Annotated in this window: 15 protein-coding genes and 1 pseudogene; 4 read left to right on the forward strand and 12 right to left on the reverse strand. The window is 66.2% G+C overall.

Features of this window, described 5'->3' with window-relative positions; genetic code table 11:
* Positions 1 to 37: 37 nt before the first annotated feature.
* Both WJ12_RS08805 and WJ12_RS08810 read right to left on the reverse strand, forming a co-directional pair.
* A complete protein-coding gene (locus tag WJ12_RS08805) occupies positions 38 to 1,228 on the reverse strand; it encodes an NAD(P)H-dependent flavin oxidoreductase (protein ID WP_034186807.1) in 1,191 nt (396 codons plus the stop codon).
* 123 nt (positions 1,229 to 1,351) lie between these two features.
* Positions 1,352 to 2,788 carry an aldehyde dehydrogenase family protein gene (locus WJ12_RS08810; RefSeq protein ID WP_034186806.1) on the reverse strand — a complete coding sequence of 479 codons (1,437 nt, stop codon included), beginning with the start codon at positions 2,786 to 2,788 and terminating at the stop codon, positions 1,352 to 1,354.
* A gap of 369 nt (positions 2,789 to 3,157) precedes the next feature.
* Between WJ12_RS08810 and WJ12_RS08815 the strand changes: the two genes are divergently transcribed.
* Positions 3,158 to 3,523 carry a hypothetical protein gene (locus WJ12_RS08815; protein ID WP_034186805.1) on the forward strand — a complete coding sequence of 122 codons (366 nt, stop codon included), beginning with the start codon at positions 3,158 to 3,160 and terminating at the stop codon, positions 3,521 to 3,523.
* 146 nt (positions 3,524 to 3,669) lie between these two features.
* Here WJ12_RS08815 and WJ12_RS08820 read toward each other — a convergent pair whose 3' ends face one another.
* Positions 3,670 to 4,149, reverse strand: a complete 480-nt coding sequence (locus tag WJ12_RS08820) for a YjjA family protein (protein ID WP_034186804.1) — start codon at positions 4,147 to 4,149, stop codon at positions 3,670 to 3,672.
* Between the two features lie 280 nt (positions 4,150 to 4,429).
* On the opposite strand from WJ12_RS08820, the gene WJ12_RS08825 reads away from it, so the two are divergent.
* Together WJ12_RS08825 and WJ12_RS08830 are read left to right on the forward strand one after the other, a co-directional pair.
* On the forward strand, positions 4,430 to 4,969 hold the full coding sequence (locus WJ12_RS08825; protein WP_059557625.1) for a hypothetical protein: 540 nt from the start codon (positions 4,430 to 4,432) through the stop codon (positions 4,967 to 4,969).
* 58 nt (positions 4,970 to 5,027) lie between these two features.
* Positions 5,028 to 5,603: a polysaccharide deacetylase family protein gene (locus WJ12_RS08830; protein ID WP_059557624.1), complete on the forward strand. Its 576-nt coding sequence runs from the start codon at positions 5,028 to 5,030 to the stop codon at positions 5,601 to 5,603.
* Positions 5,604 to 5,615: 12 nt separating this feature from the next.
* On the opposite strand, the gene WJ12_RS08835 is transcribed toward WJ12_RS08830, so the two are convergent.
* Positions 5,616 to 6,581 (reverse strand): phosphotransferase, encoded by a 966-nt coding sequence (locus tag WJ12_RS08835; protein ID WP_034186801.1) that lies wholly within the window; start codon positions 6,579 to 6,581, stop codon positions 5,616 to 5,618.
* A gap of 25 nt (positions 6,582 to 6,606) precedes the next feature.
* Between WJ12_RS08835 and WJ12_RS08840 the strand changes: the two genes are divergently transcribed.
* Entirely contained in the window at positions 6,607 to 7,296 is a 690-nt protein-coding gene (locus WJ12_RS08840; protein WP_034186800.1) for a cephalosporin hydroxylase family protein, read from the forward strand.
* Here the strand turns inward: WJ12_RS08840 and WJ12_RS08845 are convergent.
* The 8 genes and pseudogenes from WJ12_RS08845 to WJ12_RS08875 all read right to left on the reverse strand — a co-directional run bounded on the left by WJ12_RS08845 (position 7,253) and on the right by WJ12_RS08875 (position 14,955).
* On the reverse strand, positions 7,253 to 8,461 hold the full coding sequence (locus WJ12_RS08845) for a glycosyltransferase (protein WP_034186799.1): 1,209 nt from the start codon (positions 8,459 to 8,461) through the stop codon (positions 7,253 to 7,255). The two genes, WJ12_RS08840 and WJ12_RS08845, sit on opposite strands and share 44 nt — an antisense overlap.
* Positions 8,462 to 8,468: 7 nt before the next feature.
* Positions 8,469 to 9,536, reverse strand: coding sequence for an asparagine synthase-related protein (locus WJ12_RS08850; RefSeq protein WP_059557623.1), 1,068 nt, complete (start codon positions 9,534 to 9,536; stop codon positions 8,469 to 8,471).
* Entirely contained in the window at positions 9,533 to 10,411 is an 879-nt protein-coding gene (locus WJ12_RS08855; RefSeq protein WP_059557622.1) for a GTP 3',8-cyclase MoaA family protein, read from the reverse strand. The genes WJ12_RS08850 and WJ12_RS08855 overlap by 4 nt, the downstream gene beginning before the upstream one ends.
* 1 nt (position 10,412) lies before the next feature.
* Complete coding sequence (locus tag WJ12_RS08860) at positions 10,413 to 11,405, reverse strand: phosphotransferase enzyme family protein (RefSeq protein WP_059557621.1); 993 nt, start codon at positions 11,403 to 11,405, stop codon at positions 10,413 to 10,415.
* Entirely contained in the window at positions 11,406 to 12,155 is a 750-nt protein-coding gene (locus WJ12_RS08865) for an FkbM family methyltransferase (protein ID WP_059557620.1), read from the reverse strand.
* A gap of 194 nt (positions 12,156 to 12,349) precedes the next feature.
* Positions 12,350 to 12,442 (reverse strand): annotated as a pseudogene (locus WJ12_RS37175) (ABC transporter ATPase); the annotation flags it as partial.
* 43 nt (positions 12,443 to 12,485) lie between these two features.
* On the reverse strand, positions 12,486 to 13,121 hold the full coding sequence (locus tag WJ12_RS08870; protein ID WP_141727494.1) for a hypothetical protein: 636 nt from the start codon (positions 13,119 to 13,121) through the stop codon (positions 12,486 to 12,488).
* Between the two features lie 73 nt (positions 13,122 to 13,194).
* A complete protein-coding gene (locus WJ12_RS08875) occupies positions 13,195 to 14,955 on the reverse strand; it encodes a ShlB/FhaC/HecB family hemolysin secretion/activation protein (protein WP_069245633.1) in 1,761 nt (586 codons plus the stop codon).
* Positions 14,956 to 14,999: the final 44 nt, after the last annotated feature.

Consider the following 14,999-nt stretch of genomic DNA (forward strand, 5'->3'; position numbering starts at 1 on the left):
TTCTCCATGTAGGGTCTTTTCGTCATCTTGATATTGGTCAAGCCAGCGTAAACGTGGGACGGTTTGCCGCAGGCTCGGTCGCACTGCCCGTCAGCAGCAGGTCGAGCAGATCGCGCACGCTGCGGATCGCGCGGCCGAACGGCAACGCTTCGCGGCCGCGGAAGAACAGCCCGTTCGCGACGTCGCCGCGCAGCGCGGCCGCAAGCCGCGTGTCGATGCAGAAGTGGCCGAATTTCTCGATGCCGTCGCGCAGCCCGCATACGCTCAGGCATTCGAGCGCGGTCGGGCAACGCTGCTTGAACGCGCCGAGCTTGTTGCGAATGCGCGTCTCGTTGCGCAGGTAACGATCGAGCCACGGCGTCTTCACCGCGCGGGCGGGCAGCCCCGTCACGCTGACGAATTCGACGATGTCGTCGGGCGTCGCATCGGCAAGCACGCGCTTGAAGTGCGGATGCGCATCCCCTTCTTCCGTCACCGCGAACGGCGTTCCGACCTGCACGCCATTCGCGCCGGCCGCGAACGCCGCGCGCACCGTGTCGTGACTGTTTACGCCGCCCGCCACGATCAGCGGAATCGTTTCGCGTTCGAGACCGAGCGACGCCATCACCTGCGCGGTCTCGTCGAGCACCCGCGCGAAATCGAAACGCGCGTCGTGCATGTCGTCGATCTGCGTGACGCCGAGGTGGCCGCCCGCGTGCGCCGGATGCTCGATCACGATCGCATCGGGCAGGCGTCCCTTCTTCATCCACTTCTTCAGCACCAGCGCGATCCCGCGGCTGTCCGACAGGATCGGGATCAGCGCGATGTCGTGCCCTTGCGTGAGATCGGGCAGGTCGAGCGGCAGGCCCGCGCCCATCACGATCGCGTCCGCGCCCTCGTCGCACGCGACGCGCACGTAGTCCGCGTGCGCGCTCACCGCCTTCATCACGTTGACCGCGATCATCCCGCGCCCTTCGCTGTACGTCTTAGCGAGACGGATCTCGCGCGCGAGCGCCTCGCGGTTCGCGGCCTCGAGCGTCGCGCGATCGGGTTGCGCGCGGCAGCGTGCGAGCAGGTCCGCATGATGGTGGCGCAGGTCGATGCTCGCGATCGTGCCGACCGCGCCTTCGCGCGCGACGCTGCCGGCCAGCCGGTGTGCGGAGATGCCGACGCCCATGCCGCCCTGCACGACGGGCAACAAGGTGCGGCCGCGAATCGTCAGCGGCGGAAAGGAACTGCGTACGGTCATCTGAAACCTCGTCGGAACATCGGAACCGCGATGATCGACGATCCACCGACGCGCACCTTGACGGCCGTCAATAAAAAAACGGCACGCGAGCGTGCCGTTTCCGTTCCATGCGGCGCGCGGCGCTCAGGCAGGCTTCGCCGGCTTCAGCTGCATCGACTTGTACTCGAGATACTCCTCGAGCCCGTACACGCCGTTCTCGCGGCCGTGCCCCGACTGCTTGTAGCCGCCGAACGGCGCGGCGGCGTTCCACATGCCGCCGTTGATGTCGACCTGCCCCGTACGGAGGCGGCGCGCAACGCGCATCGCGCGTTCGTCGCTGCCGGCCCACACCGCGCCGCCGAGCCCGTACGGCGAATCGTTCGCGATGCGCACGGCTTCCTCTTCATCGCGATACGTGATGATCGACAGCACCGGCCCGAAGATCTCTTCCTGCGCGATCGTCGATTTCGGATCGACGCGGCCGAACACCGTCGGCTTCACGAAGAAGCCCTTCGCGAGGCCGTCCGGCAGGCCCGTGCCGCCCGTCACGAGTTCCGCGCCTTCGTCGATGCCGCGCTGGATGTACGCCTGCACACGCTGCTGCTGCACGGCCGACGCCAGCGCGCCGAGGCGCGTCGTATCCTGCCGCGGGTCGCCCGCGACGTACGCTTCGGCCGCGGCCTTCGCCAGCGCGCGCGCTTCGTCGTAGCGCGCTTCCGGCACCAGCATACGCGTGTGCGCCGAGCAGGTCTGTCCCGCGTTCAGGTAGCACGCGTTCACCGTACCCTTCACGGCCGTCGCGAAATCGGCGTCGTCGAGAATCACCGATGCCGACTTGCCGCCCAGCTCCAGCGCGACGCGCTTGACGCCCGCGGCCGCCAGCTCGGCCACGCGCTTGCCCGCGCGCGTCGAGCCCGTAAACGACACCATGTCGACGTCCGGATCGGTGGCCAGCACCTCGCCGACGACCGGTCCATAACCGCACACGAGGTTGAACACGCCGGCCGGCAGCCCGGCTTCGTGAATCGCTTCGGCGAGCATGAACGCGTTGAGCGGTGCGACTTCGGACGGCTTCAGGACGACCGTGCAGCCGGCCGCGAGCGCCGGCGCGACCTTCAGCGTGACCTGGTTCAGCGGGTAGTTCCACGGCGTGATCGCCGCGACGACGCCGACCGGCTCGCGCACCACGAGCGAGTTGCCGACCTGTGCCTCGAATTCGAACGACTCGGCGAGCTTCGCGTACGCCTTCCAGTTGTAGATCGGGCCACCGACCTGGATCGCGCGCGACAGCTTGATCGGCATCCCGACTTCGCCGGTGATCGATTGCGCGAGTTCCTCGCTGCGCGCCTGCAGATGCTCGACGATCTTGCGCAGGTAGCCCGCGCGCGTCGCGGCCGGCGTGGCCGCCCATGCGTCGAAGGCCGCGCGCGCCGCGCGGATCGCGTCCTGCGCGTCGGATGCGACGCCTTCGGGAATCCGGCCGATCACGGCCTCGGTGGCCGAGTCGATCACGTCGATCGTGCCGGTTCCGGCCGGTTTGCGCCATGCGCCGTCGATGTAGAACTGGTCGTAGATTTTCATCGCTTCCGTCTCCTGTCGACCAGAGTTGGCGCTTTAGCGCCTACTCTGGTCCCATGCCCTTGTGCGGTCGACCCGAGTTGGCGCTTCAGCGCTTGCTCCGGTCCCATGCGTCGCGGGAAAGCCGACATTCTAGCGAGCGTTTCGGTCGGCCGGCATGACGATTGACAGCCATTCGAAAGAATCGGGGAGCCGTCGCGCCGCGTGGCGCTCGCCGGCCGCGCATGCCGCCGGCGGCGTGTGCGCGACCGCCGCCACATCAGCATCGGCCCGGGTGCGCGGGCAGGCCCGCATCGTGCTATGTTTTTAATATCGGCACCGGCTCATTGCATCCGGCGCCGCCCGGAATCGACGCATTTCGTGAGCGCTGCCATGACCGACGCATCCCATACCCTCGGCTCGCAAGACCGCCTTGAGCTGCTCTGCTGGCTCACCTGCGGCAACCTCGGCGCGTTTTACCTCAACGAATCGTGGCCGGACGCCACGTTCCAGGTCCAGGCCGCGCACCGCTGGCTCGACCGCCATCACCGTCAGGCCGACTGGCTCGCGGTCGCGAAGCTCGCGGCGCTCGCGCAGGACATCGCGAAGCGGCATGCGGGGTTCGTCGACGCGTCGTGGGCGCGCGACGCGGTCGAGGAAATCGTCGACACCGACGATCTCGATTACCGCGCGAAACTCGTGCAATGGGTGTACGAAGACTGCTGCAAGGCCCTCGCGGACAAGCGGCTGGCCGACTGAGCCGTGGTGCGCGCGGGCCGCGGCGTCGCCCGGCGCGACGGTCTTGTCGCCGCTGCGGAAGTAACGGCCTGAATGGCTGACGGTGAACGGTGCACGCGCACCGCCCCCTTCGATGCCGGCACGCGCCGTGCGTGCCGCTGTGGTGCTTACAGCAGCGATTTCGCCTGCGTCAGTACCTTGTCGCAGATCTGCCTGGTCACCTGCTGTTTCAGGCCGCCGCCGCTCAGGTCGAGCTTGCCGCCGTTGCCGGCGTCGAGGATCCCGCTCGCGCCGCTCGTATAACCGCTGTCCGACGACGCATTGCCGCCGAGCTTGCTCAGCAGCGCGTCCTTCACCGACGACGCGCCACTGCCGGACGCGCCGCCGAGATAGTTGTTCTGGATGCAGAACTGCAGCAGGCCCGCGACGTTGCCGGTGCTGCCCGGCGTCAGCGACGCCCCGCCGCCGCCCGTCAGCGCGCCGCCGAGGCCGCCGAGGTTGCCGAGCGCACCACCCGCGCTACCGCCCGAATCGCCGCCGCCGACCTGTTTCAGGACATCGCCCAGCTGCGCATGGGCCACCGAAAACGGCGCGAGCAATCCGATCAGCGCGCCGGCAATGGTCGCGCGGTATAGACGTGCATTCATGTGAAGCCTCCCGGTTGTCACGGCGTGAGTACCGCGAATCGAATCCAAGCATACTCAATCCCCCCCTGCATGACAGCCTTCATGCCGGGTCCGAAACGTCAGGCATCGTGATATCGCGGCGATTTGACAATGCTTGACGGCGTGCCGGCCGGCACTGCAAGCTCGACATGCGACCGAAGGCGCGTACCGACGATCGCATTCCGTCTCGCCGGCGCGCATGAAACGTCATGGAATCGTCGCCGCCGGCCGGCCTTCAACCTCGAACCTGAAGGATGCTCGCGTGGCGCTCGCCCATCGCATGCTGCTGATCACCGGCACAGCGGCTGCGCTGATCACCGGTTCAGGCACTGCCCGTGCGGCGCCCGCGGCGGCATGCCCGTCACCGTCGTTCGACCGCTATCCGGCACCGGCCGCGCGCGCGCCGCGCCAGCCGGCCGCATCGCCCCGCTTGGCCGGCAAGGAAGCACGCCTGTACCGCACCGTGATCCGCGACGCATTCACGCAACCGGCCAATTTTGCCGGTCATTATCGCGTCGCGATCTGGGGTTGCGGCACGGATTGCCGGAATTTCGCGATCGTCGACAAGTACTCGGGTGCGACATACACGATGCCGGGCGTCACCGCCATTTCGGGCGTGATGGGCAACGACGACGAGCGCGTCGACTTCCGTGCCGGCAGTACGCTGCTGATCGTCGCCGGCTGCTTCAACGGCGATTGCGACGACAACCACGCGAAGGCCGCCCGGTTCTTCTATACGTGGACCGGCAAGCGCTTGCGTCCGGTCGGCACCTGTCCGCTGCACGTCGAGCCGATTCAGTAGCCGGCGCGAATTGCGCTATCGTTCGTCCGGTACACCCTAGACGGCACGCCCGCCCGCGATGTCCATTCACCTCAGCTTCGACGACGGCCCCGGTCCGTCGACCCCTTCGCTGCTCGACGTCCTGCGCGACGCATCGTGCCAGGCGACCTTCTTCCTGCTCGGTAAACATCTGGCGGGCGCACTCGACGTCGCCGCGAGAATGGCGCGCGAAGGCCATCGCCTCGGCAATCACACCCATTCGCATGCCAGACCGGGCGCGCTGGCGGACGACGCGCTGATCGGCGAGATCGAGGCGACCGACGCACTGATCCGCGACGCCTATTGCCGGGCCGGTATTGCCGCGCCGGACGCGATCCCGTTGCGTCTGCCGTACGGGCTGATGCCGCAGGACGATCGCGCCGGCGTGCTGGCGCGCCTGCGGCGCGAACACACGGGCTGGACCGCGATACTGGACGACTGGCAGCGGCCGGCGCCGTCGCCGCAGGCGCTGTTCGACGCGATGTGCGCGCATGCCGACGCCCGCGCGACGCAGCGTCGCGACGTGCTGTTCTGCATGCACGACGGCTCGCGACATGGCGACGCGCGGCCCAACACGGTCGAAGCCGTCCGCCTGTTCCTGAATCGGCGAAGCTGAAGCAACGGCCGGTCAGTTTCCCGGCGCTGCACTGTCCAGCAACTGCCGCCAGCCGCCGAGAAAGCCGATGCCGGGCCCCGGCATCCACAAGCCGCGCTGTGCCGCCTCCAGATGGATCAGCGTCTGGTCCACGCAGAACAGCGTCATCAACGCATCGCGCTCGGCACGCATCCAGCCCGGTACACCGTCGCGCCGCGTCGCCGCATAGGCGTGCAAGCCGGCCTCCCAGCGCTGCGCATCGAACACGAAACGATCGTCCCTGCCCGCGTCGCGCGACAGCGCGAACAGTGCGAAGGCCGCCTCGAGCCACTGCGCGCCCTGCCCGGCATCGTCGAAATCCAGCACGCCGTTCACCGTGTGGCCGACATACAGCAGGTTGCCCGCGTGATAGTCGCCGTGCAGCCAATGCACCGGCCCCGCCAGCCAGTGCGCGGCGGCGTCGAGATGCGCGCCGATCCGCCGGATCACCGCATCGTAATCGCCGCTCAAACCGGCCGGCAGCGACGGCATCGCGCGCGCCGACACGCGCGCATGACGGGCCGACAACCACGCCAGCGGCGCCGATTCGCTCACGGGTATCGCGACCAGTGCCGCATGTAGATGCGCGAGCGCGCGCATCGCATCGATCGCCCCCGCTTGCGCGTCATGCGGCAGGCCGGGATCGCCGTCGACAGGTTCGAACAGGTGCAGCCAGCTTCCATCGTCGATGAGCACGCCGGATTGCGCATCGACGGTCGGCCTCAGCCGCGGCAGCGCGGGTAATGCCGGCACCGTACGCGTCTCGCCGAGATGACCGAGTATCGACGCCTCGCGACGCACCTGCTCGGCCGGCTTGCCGGGCCACGACACGCGCAGCACCGCGCGCCCCGCGTCATACTCGACGAGATACGTTTTGTTAGTATGGCCCGATGCCATCGCCTGCACGCGGGCCGGCACGATGTTCCAGTACCGGCGCAGCCACGGTTCCAGCGTTTTCACGTCACTCCTACTCGTTGCATTGACCATGTCAGAGCGTCCTTCGGCCCGCATGCGGGACCTCAATATCGAATGGCTGACGCGCGCCGCCGAATTCGACCATCTGTTCCAGACGCGCTGGCTCGGCGAGCGCTTCTTCCATCTGCCCGGCGACATGCTTGCGCTCCAGGAACTGATCTGGCGCGAACGCCCCGACTGTATCGTGCAGACCGGCATCGCGGCGGGCGGCGGTGTCGTGTTCTCCGCGTCGATGCTGGAACTGGCCGGCGGGCACGGCCGCGTCGTCGCGGTCGAACCGCGGCTGCGCGACGAGGTCAGGCAACGCCTGCAATCGCACCGGCTGGCCCATCGCATGGTGCTGATCGAAGGCGAATCGTGCGCGGCCGACACGCTCGCGGCGGTGCACGCGCAGCTCCGCGACGGCGCGCGCGTGATGGCGATCCTCGATCTCACGCATACCCATGCGCACGTGCTGCGCGAACTCGAATGCTATGCGCCGCTCGTGACGCCCGGCAGCTATGCGATCGTGATGGATACCATCATGGAGTATCTGCCCGCATCGATGTTCGACGGCAAGCCGTACGGCCGCGGCAACAACCCGGCCACGGCCGCGCGTGAATTTCTCGCCCGCGACGACCGTTTCGAGGCCGACCACGACATCGAGGACCGCGTGCTCATGACGCTGTCGCCAGGCGGTTTCCTGAAGCGAGTGCGCTGATCAGGCGAGCGGCTTGCGCGGAGCCGTCGCGCGCGGCGTAGCTGTCGCGAATCCGTGCCGCATGCTCGCGCAGCGGGCCCGGACGCAACAGGCGCTCGAGCGCAGCGGCAATCTCCGCGACGCCGGCACGCTGCAGATCGAGCACGCACGCCGCGCCGGCCCGCTCGACGAAGTGCGCCGAATGAAACTGGTCGTTGCAGAACGGCGACAGCAGCATCGGCACACCGCACGCGAGCGATTCCATCACCGAATTGGCGCCGCCATGGCTGACGAACGCATGCGTGCGCCGCAGCAGCGCCAGCTGCGGCGCATAGCGCACCGCGATCACGCGCTCGTCACCGGCCGGCAGCAGATCCGAATCGACCAGTTCGCCTACCGACAGCACCAGTTGCGCCGACGTCGCGCGCGTCGCGTCGATCACCTTCGAGAACAGGTCCGGATGGTAGTAAAGCTGGCTGCCGAGCGACATGTAGACGAGCGGGCGACCGGCGTCGATACGCGCCCACGGAAACGCCGTCTCGTCGCCGCGCGGCCCCGACGGCATCGCGGGGCCGACCAGCTCGACACCCGGCGGCGGCGCACCGACCAGCGCGTCGGTCGTGAACGCGAGCGTCAGGTGCGGCGACAGGACATCGCACCCGCGAAAACGCGCATCGAGCCCGTAGCGCGCAAACAGCCCGGCACGTTCCGGCGCGAGCCATCGCACCGTGCGCAGCAATTCCGAATCGAGATCGTCCGGCAGCACCGGATTCAGCGAATTCGACATCGACACCCACGGCAGCCCTTCCAGCTCGGCGGCGATCGCCGCCGCGTAAAGCAGCGGATCGATCACGACCACATCGGGCCGCCAGTCGCGCAGCACCGCACGGATGCCGTCCACCTGCGACGGCGCCAGGTCGATCAGCAGCGTGCGGATCCAGTGCCGCAGCCAGTCGGCGTCGCGGATGTTCGCGGCGAAGCTCGCGCCGCGCGACAGGTCGTGGCGCTCGGGCGTCTCGCGCGGCCCGACGAACGCGAAGTCGCCGGCGCCGTCGAGCTGTTCGCTGATATCGGCCGGCGCGTAGAACGCGACGTCGCAGCCGGCCGCGCGCAGATGCTGGGCCGGGCCGATGCACGGATTGACGTGGCCCTTCTCGGGCACGACGCAGAACAGGATGCGTGTCATGAGCGGTTCAGGTTGGACGATGCGCGGCATCGAGATGAAGGTGCTCGAGATGATCGAGGATCAGGGTCAGCGTCGCCCACAGCACGCGCTCGGTATCGGCCCGCAGCGCGGGCGCGGCAAGGCCGAGCGTACCGGCCAGCGCATGCGTGCGCTCGCGATCGAGCAGCGCGCCGAGGTCCATCGCCGGCGCGAGTCGTCCGCGCTTGGGGCCGTGCACCAGACGGTCCGGCAGGTTCAGGCGCGCACCGAGATCGCGCAGGCATTGCTTGTTCGGGTCCGGCGCGATGCTCGTCAGATGCGCGACGACCTCCGCATCGACGAACGGCGGATGCAGGTCGACCGCCGCCGCGTCGAACAACGCGTGGCACAGCGGCAGGTAATTGGCCGACCGGTCGCGGCGCAACACCTGATCCGCGCCGTCGCCGGTAATTGCAACCTCGATGCCGTCCGCCGCCATGGCCTCGGCCAGCAACCGCTTCGCGACCGGATGCAGATTGAACATCGGTTCCTCGACCGCATGGGTCGTTCTCGGCAGCGCCGCGACGAAATCGGCTTCATTCGCCCGCACGATCTTCACGTTCGCCTGCATCTGCGTCGCGAGTTCAAGCGCCGCGTCGAGCTCGCAATAGTCGGGCATCTCGGTCGCGAGCACGTAGGCCGTCACGTGCGGCAGCGCGCCGAGTTCGCGCAACAACGCGAGCAGCAGCGCCGAATCGAGGCCGCCGCTCAGCGCCAGTGCAACGCGCTTGCCGCTGTCGAGCGCGCGTTGCAGCGACGCGCGCAGCACGGTGTCCAGATCGGCATGCCGCGGCCGCTCGGGCGACGGCTGCACCGTCAATCCTTGCGGCGAACGGATCAGCGCATGCCCCGGCGGCACCGCGAGCACGTCGCGCAGCACGGTGCGGCCGACGAGCCGCTCGCCGCTCAGGTAACCCGCGATCGCGGCCGTGTCCGGCGCGCCGGCCGGCTGCGCCGACGCGCGCAGGACAGCGCGGATGCCGGACGCCGACACGCCGCTGCGCGGATGGTAGTGAAGACGATCGAACCCGAACGGGTCGCGCGTGCCGACGATCATGGATAACGAGCCTTCAGGATGTCCACTTCAATGCGTTTCAGGATGCGATGCGGCGCCACCGGCGCGCTGCCGCCCTGGCAATGCAGGCACGCTTCGAGCGGCGCGTCGCGCTGCAGATAGGCGAGCATTGCGTCGAGCATGTCCTCATCGTCGCGCAACGGCAGGCCGTCGGCCTGGAAATCCTTCTCGCCCCGGTAAAGTGTATGGAAATGCGCGGGACGCGTGCACGTGTAGAACATGCCGTCGCGAATCATATGGCAGCGCTCGCGAATCCAGCAATCGTGATAGAGACGCTGCGCTTCGTCGCGGTCCGTGCCGGGCTGGGCGCGATTCATCGTCGTGAACACGTCCTGCACCTTCCAGTTCAGGCGTACGCCGAAACGCGCGGCCTGGCGTTCGACGTGCGCGATCAATTCGGGCGAAAGCGCCGGCTTCGGATAGCGCGAGATCGTCAGCGCATCGACCGCTTGCCAGAACGCGTCCGGGATCTCGCCGAGTTTTAGGCCGTTGGTCGTGACCGAGATCACGGGCGCGATACCCGTGCCGCGCACGCGTTCGACGATTTCGACGAGCGCCGGATGCAACAGCGGCTCGCCGCCGACCAGCTTGAACATGCGCGGGCTCAATACCTTCGCGGCCATGCGCAGATCGGCCTCGATCGAATCGGGGCTCGCGTGCCACGCCGGCAGGAGCGGCGACAGCGAGCAGCATTCCGCGCAGGTCAGGTTGCAGTGGTCGACGATATGCGCTTCCAGCGAACGCGTCCGGATGCGGCCGTTTTCGACCCGGTAATCGCGATCCAGCGGCGGCGGAAACACATGCTGGCGCTCGCCGGACGGCGGCGGATTCGGGATCTCGTTCGGATTCACACTCACGTCAGTTTCCTGCTTCCACGCAACGGGAAAAGAAATCGATCAGATGGCCGCGTGCGTCCACCATCGCGGATGCCATCGTCACCGCGCCGCTCAGGTGCGACGCGAAGCGCGACGGATCGTCCAGCCAGCCTTGCACGATCCACAGCTTGAGTGCGTGCTGCAGACACGCCGCATCGACCGCCCAGGCGATACGCGCCGGATTCACCGGCCGCACCCGCTGGTAGGCACGCACGAACGCTTCCGCCCGTTGCGGCGCTTCCAGCGGCAGATGATTCAGGCAGCGTACCAGTTCGTATTCGCGCGGCGCGCCGATCGACGCTTCCCAGTCGAGGATCAGCGGCGGCAGCCGGCCCGTGAACAGATAGTTGAACTGGTTGTAGTCGTTGTGGATCGGGTACTGCGGGTCGTCGGCGGGAAACGCGTCGAGGCTGCCGGGATAGTAGCGATCGAGCATGCGCAGCGCGAGATCGACGTAACGGCGCAAGTTCGCGGCGTTGTCGTTCGAGCGCGAGCGATTCAATGCATCCAGCAGGCTGCGGCGCACCGCATCCGCGTCGATTGCAGCCAAGCGCGCGCGAATCGTATCAAGCGACAGCAGATGAAGCCGTTCGAGGCCCAGGTGCAACGCAGCCAGACTCGCGCCGAGCGCATCCCATTCGGCCGGTGAAAACGTGTCGTAGGTCCTGAACTGCCCGGCCTCCCAGCGCGTCAGCATCGCGTGCGAGTGTTGCCCCGTCCACAGCGGATCGCCGTCCGTCGTGCGCTTCAGCGTCTGTACATGGAACCGGGTATCGCCGTGAGTTTCGAGGTGCGCGAGGATGGCAGCCTCCTTTGCCGCGCGTGCATGGTGCTCGGACGCGTAAAGCTTGACGGCCATATCGCCGCCGTCGGCCGGCAGATGCCACACGCGTTCACTGACCCGGCGCGGCGCGGGACCGCGGCCGAGCGCGTAGGCCTCTCGAATCTCGTCGAAGGTGGCGGCGAGCGGCCCCATTCAGATATGCTCGGCCGGCCCGTGCCGATACGGATGACCGGTCAGGAACGTGTTGTGCCCGACGTAGCGCAGCTTGTACATCGCCGGCCGGAACAGCACCGAAGGATCGTTGTTCGCGATGCCCAGCAGCGGATACAGGTCCTGCCGCACGAAGAACGCGTTGTTGCCCATGTCGTCGCAGCAGACGAGTTCATAGCCCTTTTGCCTGCCGAGATGAACGAGCGATTCGAGGCTTGCGCCGTAATAGGTCGAGCCGTCCCATTCGTGATCCGGGTTGAAGCACATGACCCAGCGCTCGGGCGGCGTGTAGTACGGGTTGTACTCGATCACGACGATGCGCGGCTTGAACGCTTGCAGCCCACGCCAGACCCAGTAGTCGTTGCCGTCGATGTCGATCGATAGCAGGTCGAAGTCCTCAGGCGTGTCCGCATTGGCGAGCAGGTGGTCGACCGTGTCGGGCTGGACGCGGTCGTGATGCAGCCGGACGCGCCCTGCGCCCGCGTAGTGAGCGGCAAGCTTGCCGAACCGGTATGCGCTGCCTTCCACCAGTACGCCGGCCCAATCCTCCTCACGCAGCAGCCGCGCGGTGTTGCTGTTGCGCAGGCCGTCGCTCGCGCCGATATCGACGCAGAAGCGGTTGGTCGGGGCGATCCGCTCCATCAGCCGCGACAGGATGCTTTCCTCGGTGCCCTGCGCGTACAGGCTTGGCGCAAGATCGGACAGGTCGAGCGGGAGAGGATGGTCCTGCATCGAGAAACGGGCTCCGGGTCGGAATGGGGAATGGCGACATGCGTTTGGAGTGTAATTTACCCGAAGTCGATTGAGCAGAGGAAACCGGAGTGTGCGACGCCAGCGGGCGTCGCAACCGGCGGAAACAAAAAGGGCCGCCAAGTACAACTCGGCGGCCCTCTTGGGTGCAACGGATCAGGTACGACTCAGGACACTTACTCCTGCCCCTGACTCGTCAGGAATTCCTCGTAATTCCCACCGAAGTCGAACAGCGTGCCATCCGTGCGCACTTCGATGATCCGGTTCGCCGGACATACCTTGTAAGTCTTCTATCCACGGGCTGCTCGAAGTTCAACCGCCAACTGTTCCAGTAATCCCGTAACTTGGGTCATTGGCGCAGCCATATACGAAACTCGGGTTACAGCGCTCAACAAGCGTATGCGCAACACGATTTGCGGCGATGCTCGCATCCAAATCGTTCGCTTCCCCCGTCCCGATCGGCTTGTTTCTTCCTACCCGGTAAAGGTTCAGGTCGTAGGCGACAATCGTAAGCGGCCGTTGTCCTGATGATTGAAGAATCGATTTGAAGATCGGCTTTCCAACGTAGAGCGCATACGTTGCCCCCAAGGCGACGGCATCCCGGTCGCGAACTTCCTGCGTCGGCGGCTCTTCGGTCGTCACGGACACGATCCTTGCATTGATGCCTTCCGCAGAGATCGCCGACGCAATCGACGCGTTGAATTTGTTGCACATATTGAGCAACTGATTCATCCTCCGACGACGGTTCTCATACTTGATTTCAACCGTATCCCAAACGTATTTCGATAGCGTGCCGTCAAGCTGGTAATTGCCGCACGACTCGACGTACACAACAACCGGTGCGAGTTTTTGCTCGCGCGGGATGTCCGCCATGTTCGAAGCACAGCCGGCAAGTGTCGCCGATGCTGCCATGAGAATCAGCGCAGAATTTTGTTTTATCGATTTCAAGGTTTTGTCCCCTTTTGTACTGCACTGAAAATCTGCACGCTAGACTTCTTGTCATCGCGGTCGGGAAAAATGGTCAGAATTGAGCCGTCACTTGAAACCCGAGCGTGACGCGCGCGGTCGGAAATCCAGACGGCTTGTAGACCGGCGTACCGGCGAACAGGTCATAGCCGTAGCCGCCGAAACGCGTCGCGACGCTGCCCTTGATGCCGATTACGGCACCGGCCAGTTGCGTACCGACCAACGCAACCGGTTGCGGCCCCCAAACGCGACCGTAATCCAGTCCCGCATAAATCACCTGTCCGGTCTGTCCGATCGGCATCTGCAGTTCGTTGCGCCAGTAGGAGCCGCGCGCCGCCGCCAGCATCGTTTCGCCGTCGAAACCGCGAACTGTGTAGCGACTGCCGATCGTCAAGTCATCGATGTAGTACAGCGAGTTCCCGGTATATTGGCCGTGGATGCTCGTCACGTACCGGAACGGCTGCTTCGCGATCGCGAACGGCACCGAGAGGTTCGCGTCGAGTACCGCCATCTTGAAGCGGTAAGTCGGACCGCCACCGAGAGCAAGAATGTCGTCCTGCGCACCCAAGCCTCCGACGCCCTGCCGGTACGCCAGCGTGCCGTCGAACTGCGCCCCGTCGAAGTAGTGACGATCGGTCAGGCCGAATTCAACGAACGTGTTGTTGCGGCGCTGCTGCGAGATTTCCGTATCTTCGATGAAACTCTGGCCGAAGCGACGGGACAAGCGGACATAGCCGCCGAACACGTCGTTCTGACTGCGTGCAAGCACTCGGGCAAGCTTGAAATCGATCGTCTTCGAATTGCCGCTCGCGACGAACGTCTGGTTCACACCGGCAATCTGTTGATAGTAGGTGTTCGTATAGGCCGCAACCGTAGCGGTCCAGTAGCCCCACGGAATCGAGTAGAAGCCGTTCCACCCGTGTGACCCAAGGCGCTTGTCGCCGAATTCGAGGTCTTGACTGACGCCGACGTTGAACACGTCGTTCAAGCCGAGCGGGTTATCGATGCCGATCGACAGGTTGCCCTGTAGCTTGCCCGTTGCGCGCGTGCCCGAATTGTCGATCGATGCGACGACGGTCCACGGCTTGCCACGCTTCACGTCCAACACAACATCGCTTTCGCCCGGCTGGTCAGCGGGGACGATCTGCATCGATACGTCCTGACTGGTGACGCGCTTCATTTGCTCCAGACCTTGCTCAAGGTCGCGCAGGTTCAGCACTTCGCCGTCACCGGTCGGGAACGCGGTCTTCCACGTGCCGCGCAATTTCTCGTCGGCAAAGCGCACGTGTCGGATGATGCCGGGAATCAGCGCGACTTTCAGCGTACCAGTCGTCAAATCCTGTTCCGGCAGTACAACGCGCGTAGTGATGTAGCCCCGCGCCAAGATCGCGCGCGACAGCCCCTTGACGATCGTATCGACACCCTGCTTGCCGACGCACCGACCCGCGTAGTGGGCGAGCCATTCGCGCGCAAAGGCGAAGCGATCCATCGGCAGCGCGGACGCGCCGGCCGACTTCGCAGCGGCCGGCATCGAGTCCGGCACGTCGAGCGCGAAGCGGTCGATCCGGAAGCACAGTTGTTCGCTCGGCAGCGGTGGATACGTTTCAGCGCGCGGCACGTCTGAACGCACGGACGGGGCACGCAGCGCCGCGTCGCGCTGTTGTGCGTCGCGTTGCTGCTGCGCTTGTCGATCCTGTTCCGCGTTCGCGCGGGCGGCGGCGGCTTGGTCGGCAGGCGTCGGGGCCTGCTGTGCTTGTACCCCGAGCGATACCAAGGCTGTGATCGGTAAGGCCGCCAGCCGTTTTCTAATTTTCATTGCTTATCCAGCGTTATATGTCGTACGCAAAGACCTCAGCCAAT

This window comes from Burkholderia seminalis (genome assembly GCF_001718535.1).
Classification (GTDB): domain Bacteria; phylum Pseudomonadota; class Gammaproteobacteria; order Burkholderiales; family Burkholderiaceae; genus Burkholderia; species Burkholderia seminalis.

Excerpts from the sequence above, each read along its gene's own strand:
- WJ12_RS08845 (WP_034186799.1), bottom strand. The coding sequence starts at position 8,461 with ATGACACGCATCCTGTTCTGCGTCGTGCCCGAGAAGGGCCACGTCAAT.
- WJ12_RS08810 (WP_034186806.1), bottom strand. The coding sequence starts at position 2,788 with ATGAAAATCTACGACCAGTTCTACATCGACGGCGCATGGCGCAAACCG.
- WJ12_RS08830 (WP_059557624.1), top strand. The coding sequence starts at position 5,028 with ATGTCCATTCACCTCAGCTTCGACGACGGCCCCGGTCCGTCGACCCCT.
- WJ12_RS08805 (WP_034186807.1), bottom strand. The coding sequence starts at position 1,228 with ATGACCGTACGCAGTTCCTTTCCGCCGCTGACGATTCGCGGCCGCACC.
- WJ12_RS08815 (WP_034186805.1), top strand. The coding sequence starts at position 3,158 with ATGACCGACGCATCCCATACCCTCGGCTCGCAAGACCGCCTTGAGCTG.
- WJ12_RS08850 (WP_059557623.1), bottom strand. The coding sequence starts at position 9,536 with ATGATCGTCGGCACGCGCGACCCGTTCGGGTTCGATCGTCTTCACTAC.
- WJ12_RS08820 (WP_034186804.1), bottom strand. The coding sequence starts at position 4,149 with ATGAATGCACGTCTATACCGCGCGACCATTGCCGGCGCGCTGATCGGA.
- WJ12_RS08865 (WP_059557620.1), bottom strand. The coding sequence starts at position 12,155 with ATGCAGGACCATCCTCTCCCGCTCGACCTGTCCGATCTTGCGCCAAGC.
- WJ12_RS08840 (WP_034186800.1), top strand. The coding sequence starts at position 6,607 with ATGTCAGAGCGTCCTTCGGCCCGCATGCGGGACCTCAATATCGAATGG.
- WJ12_RS08875 (WP_069245633.1), bottom strand. The coding sequence starts at position 14,955 with ATGAAAATTAGAAAACGGCTGGCGGCCTTACCGATCACAGCCTTGGTA.
- WJ12_RS08860 (WP_059557621.1), bottom strand. The coding sequence starts at position 11,405 with ATGGGGCCGCTCGCCGCCACCTTCGACGAGATTCGAGAGGCCTACGCG.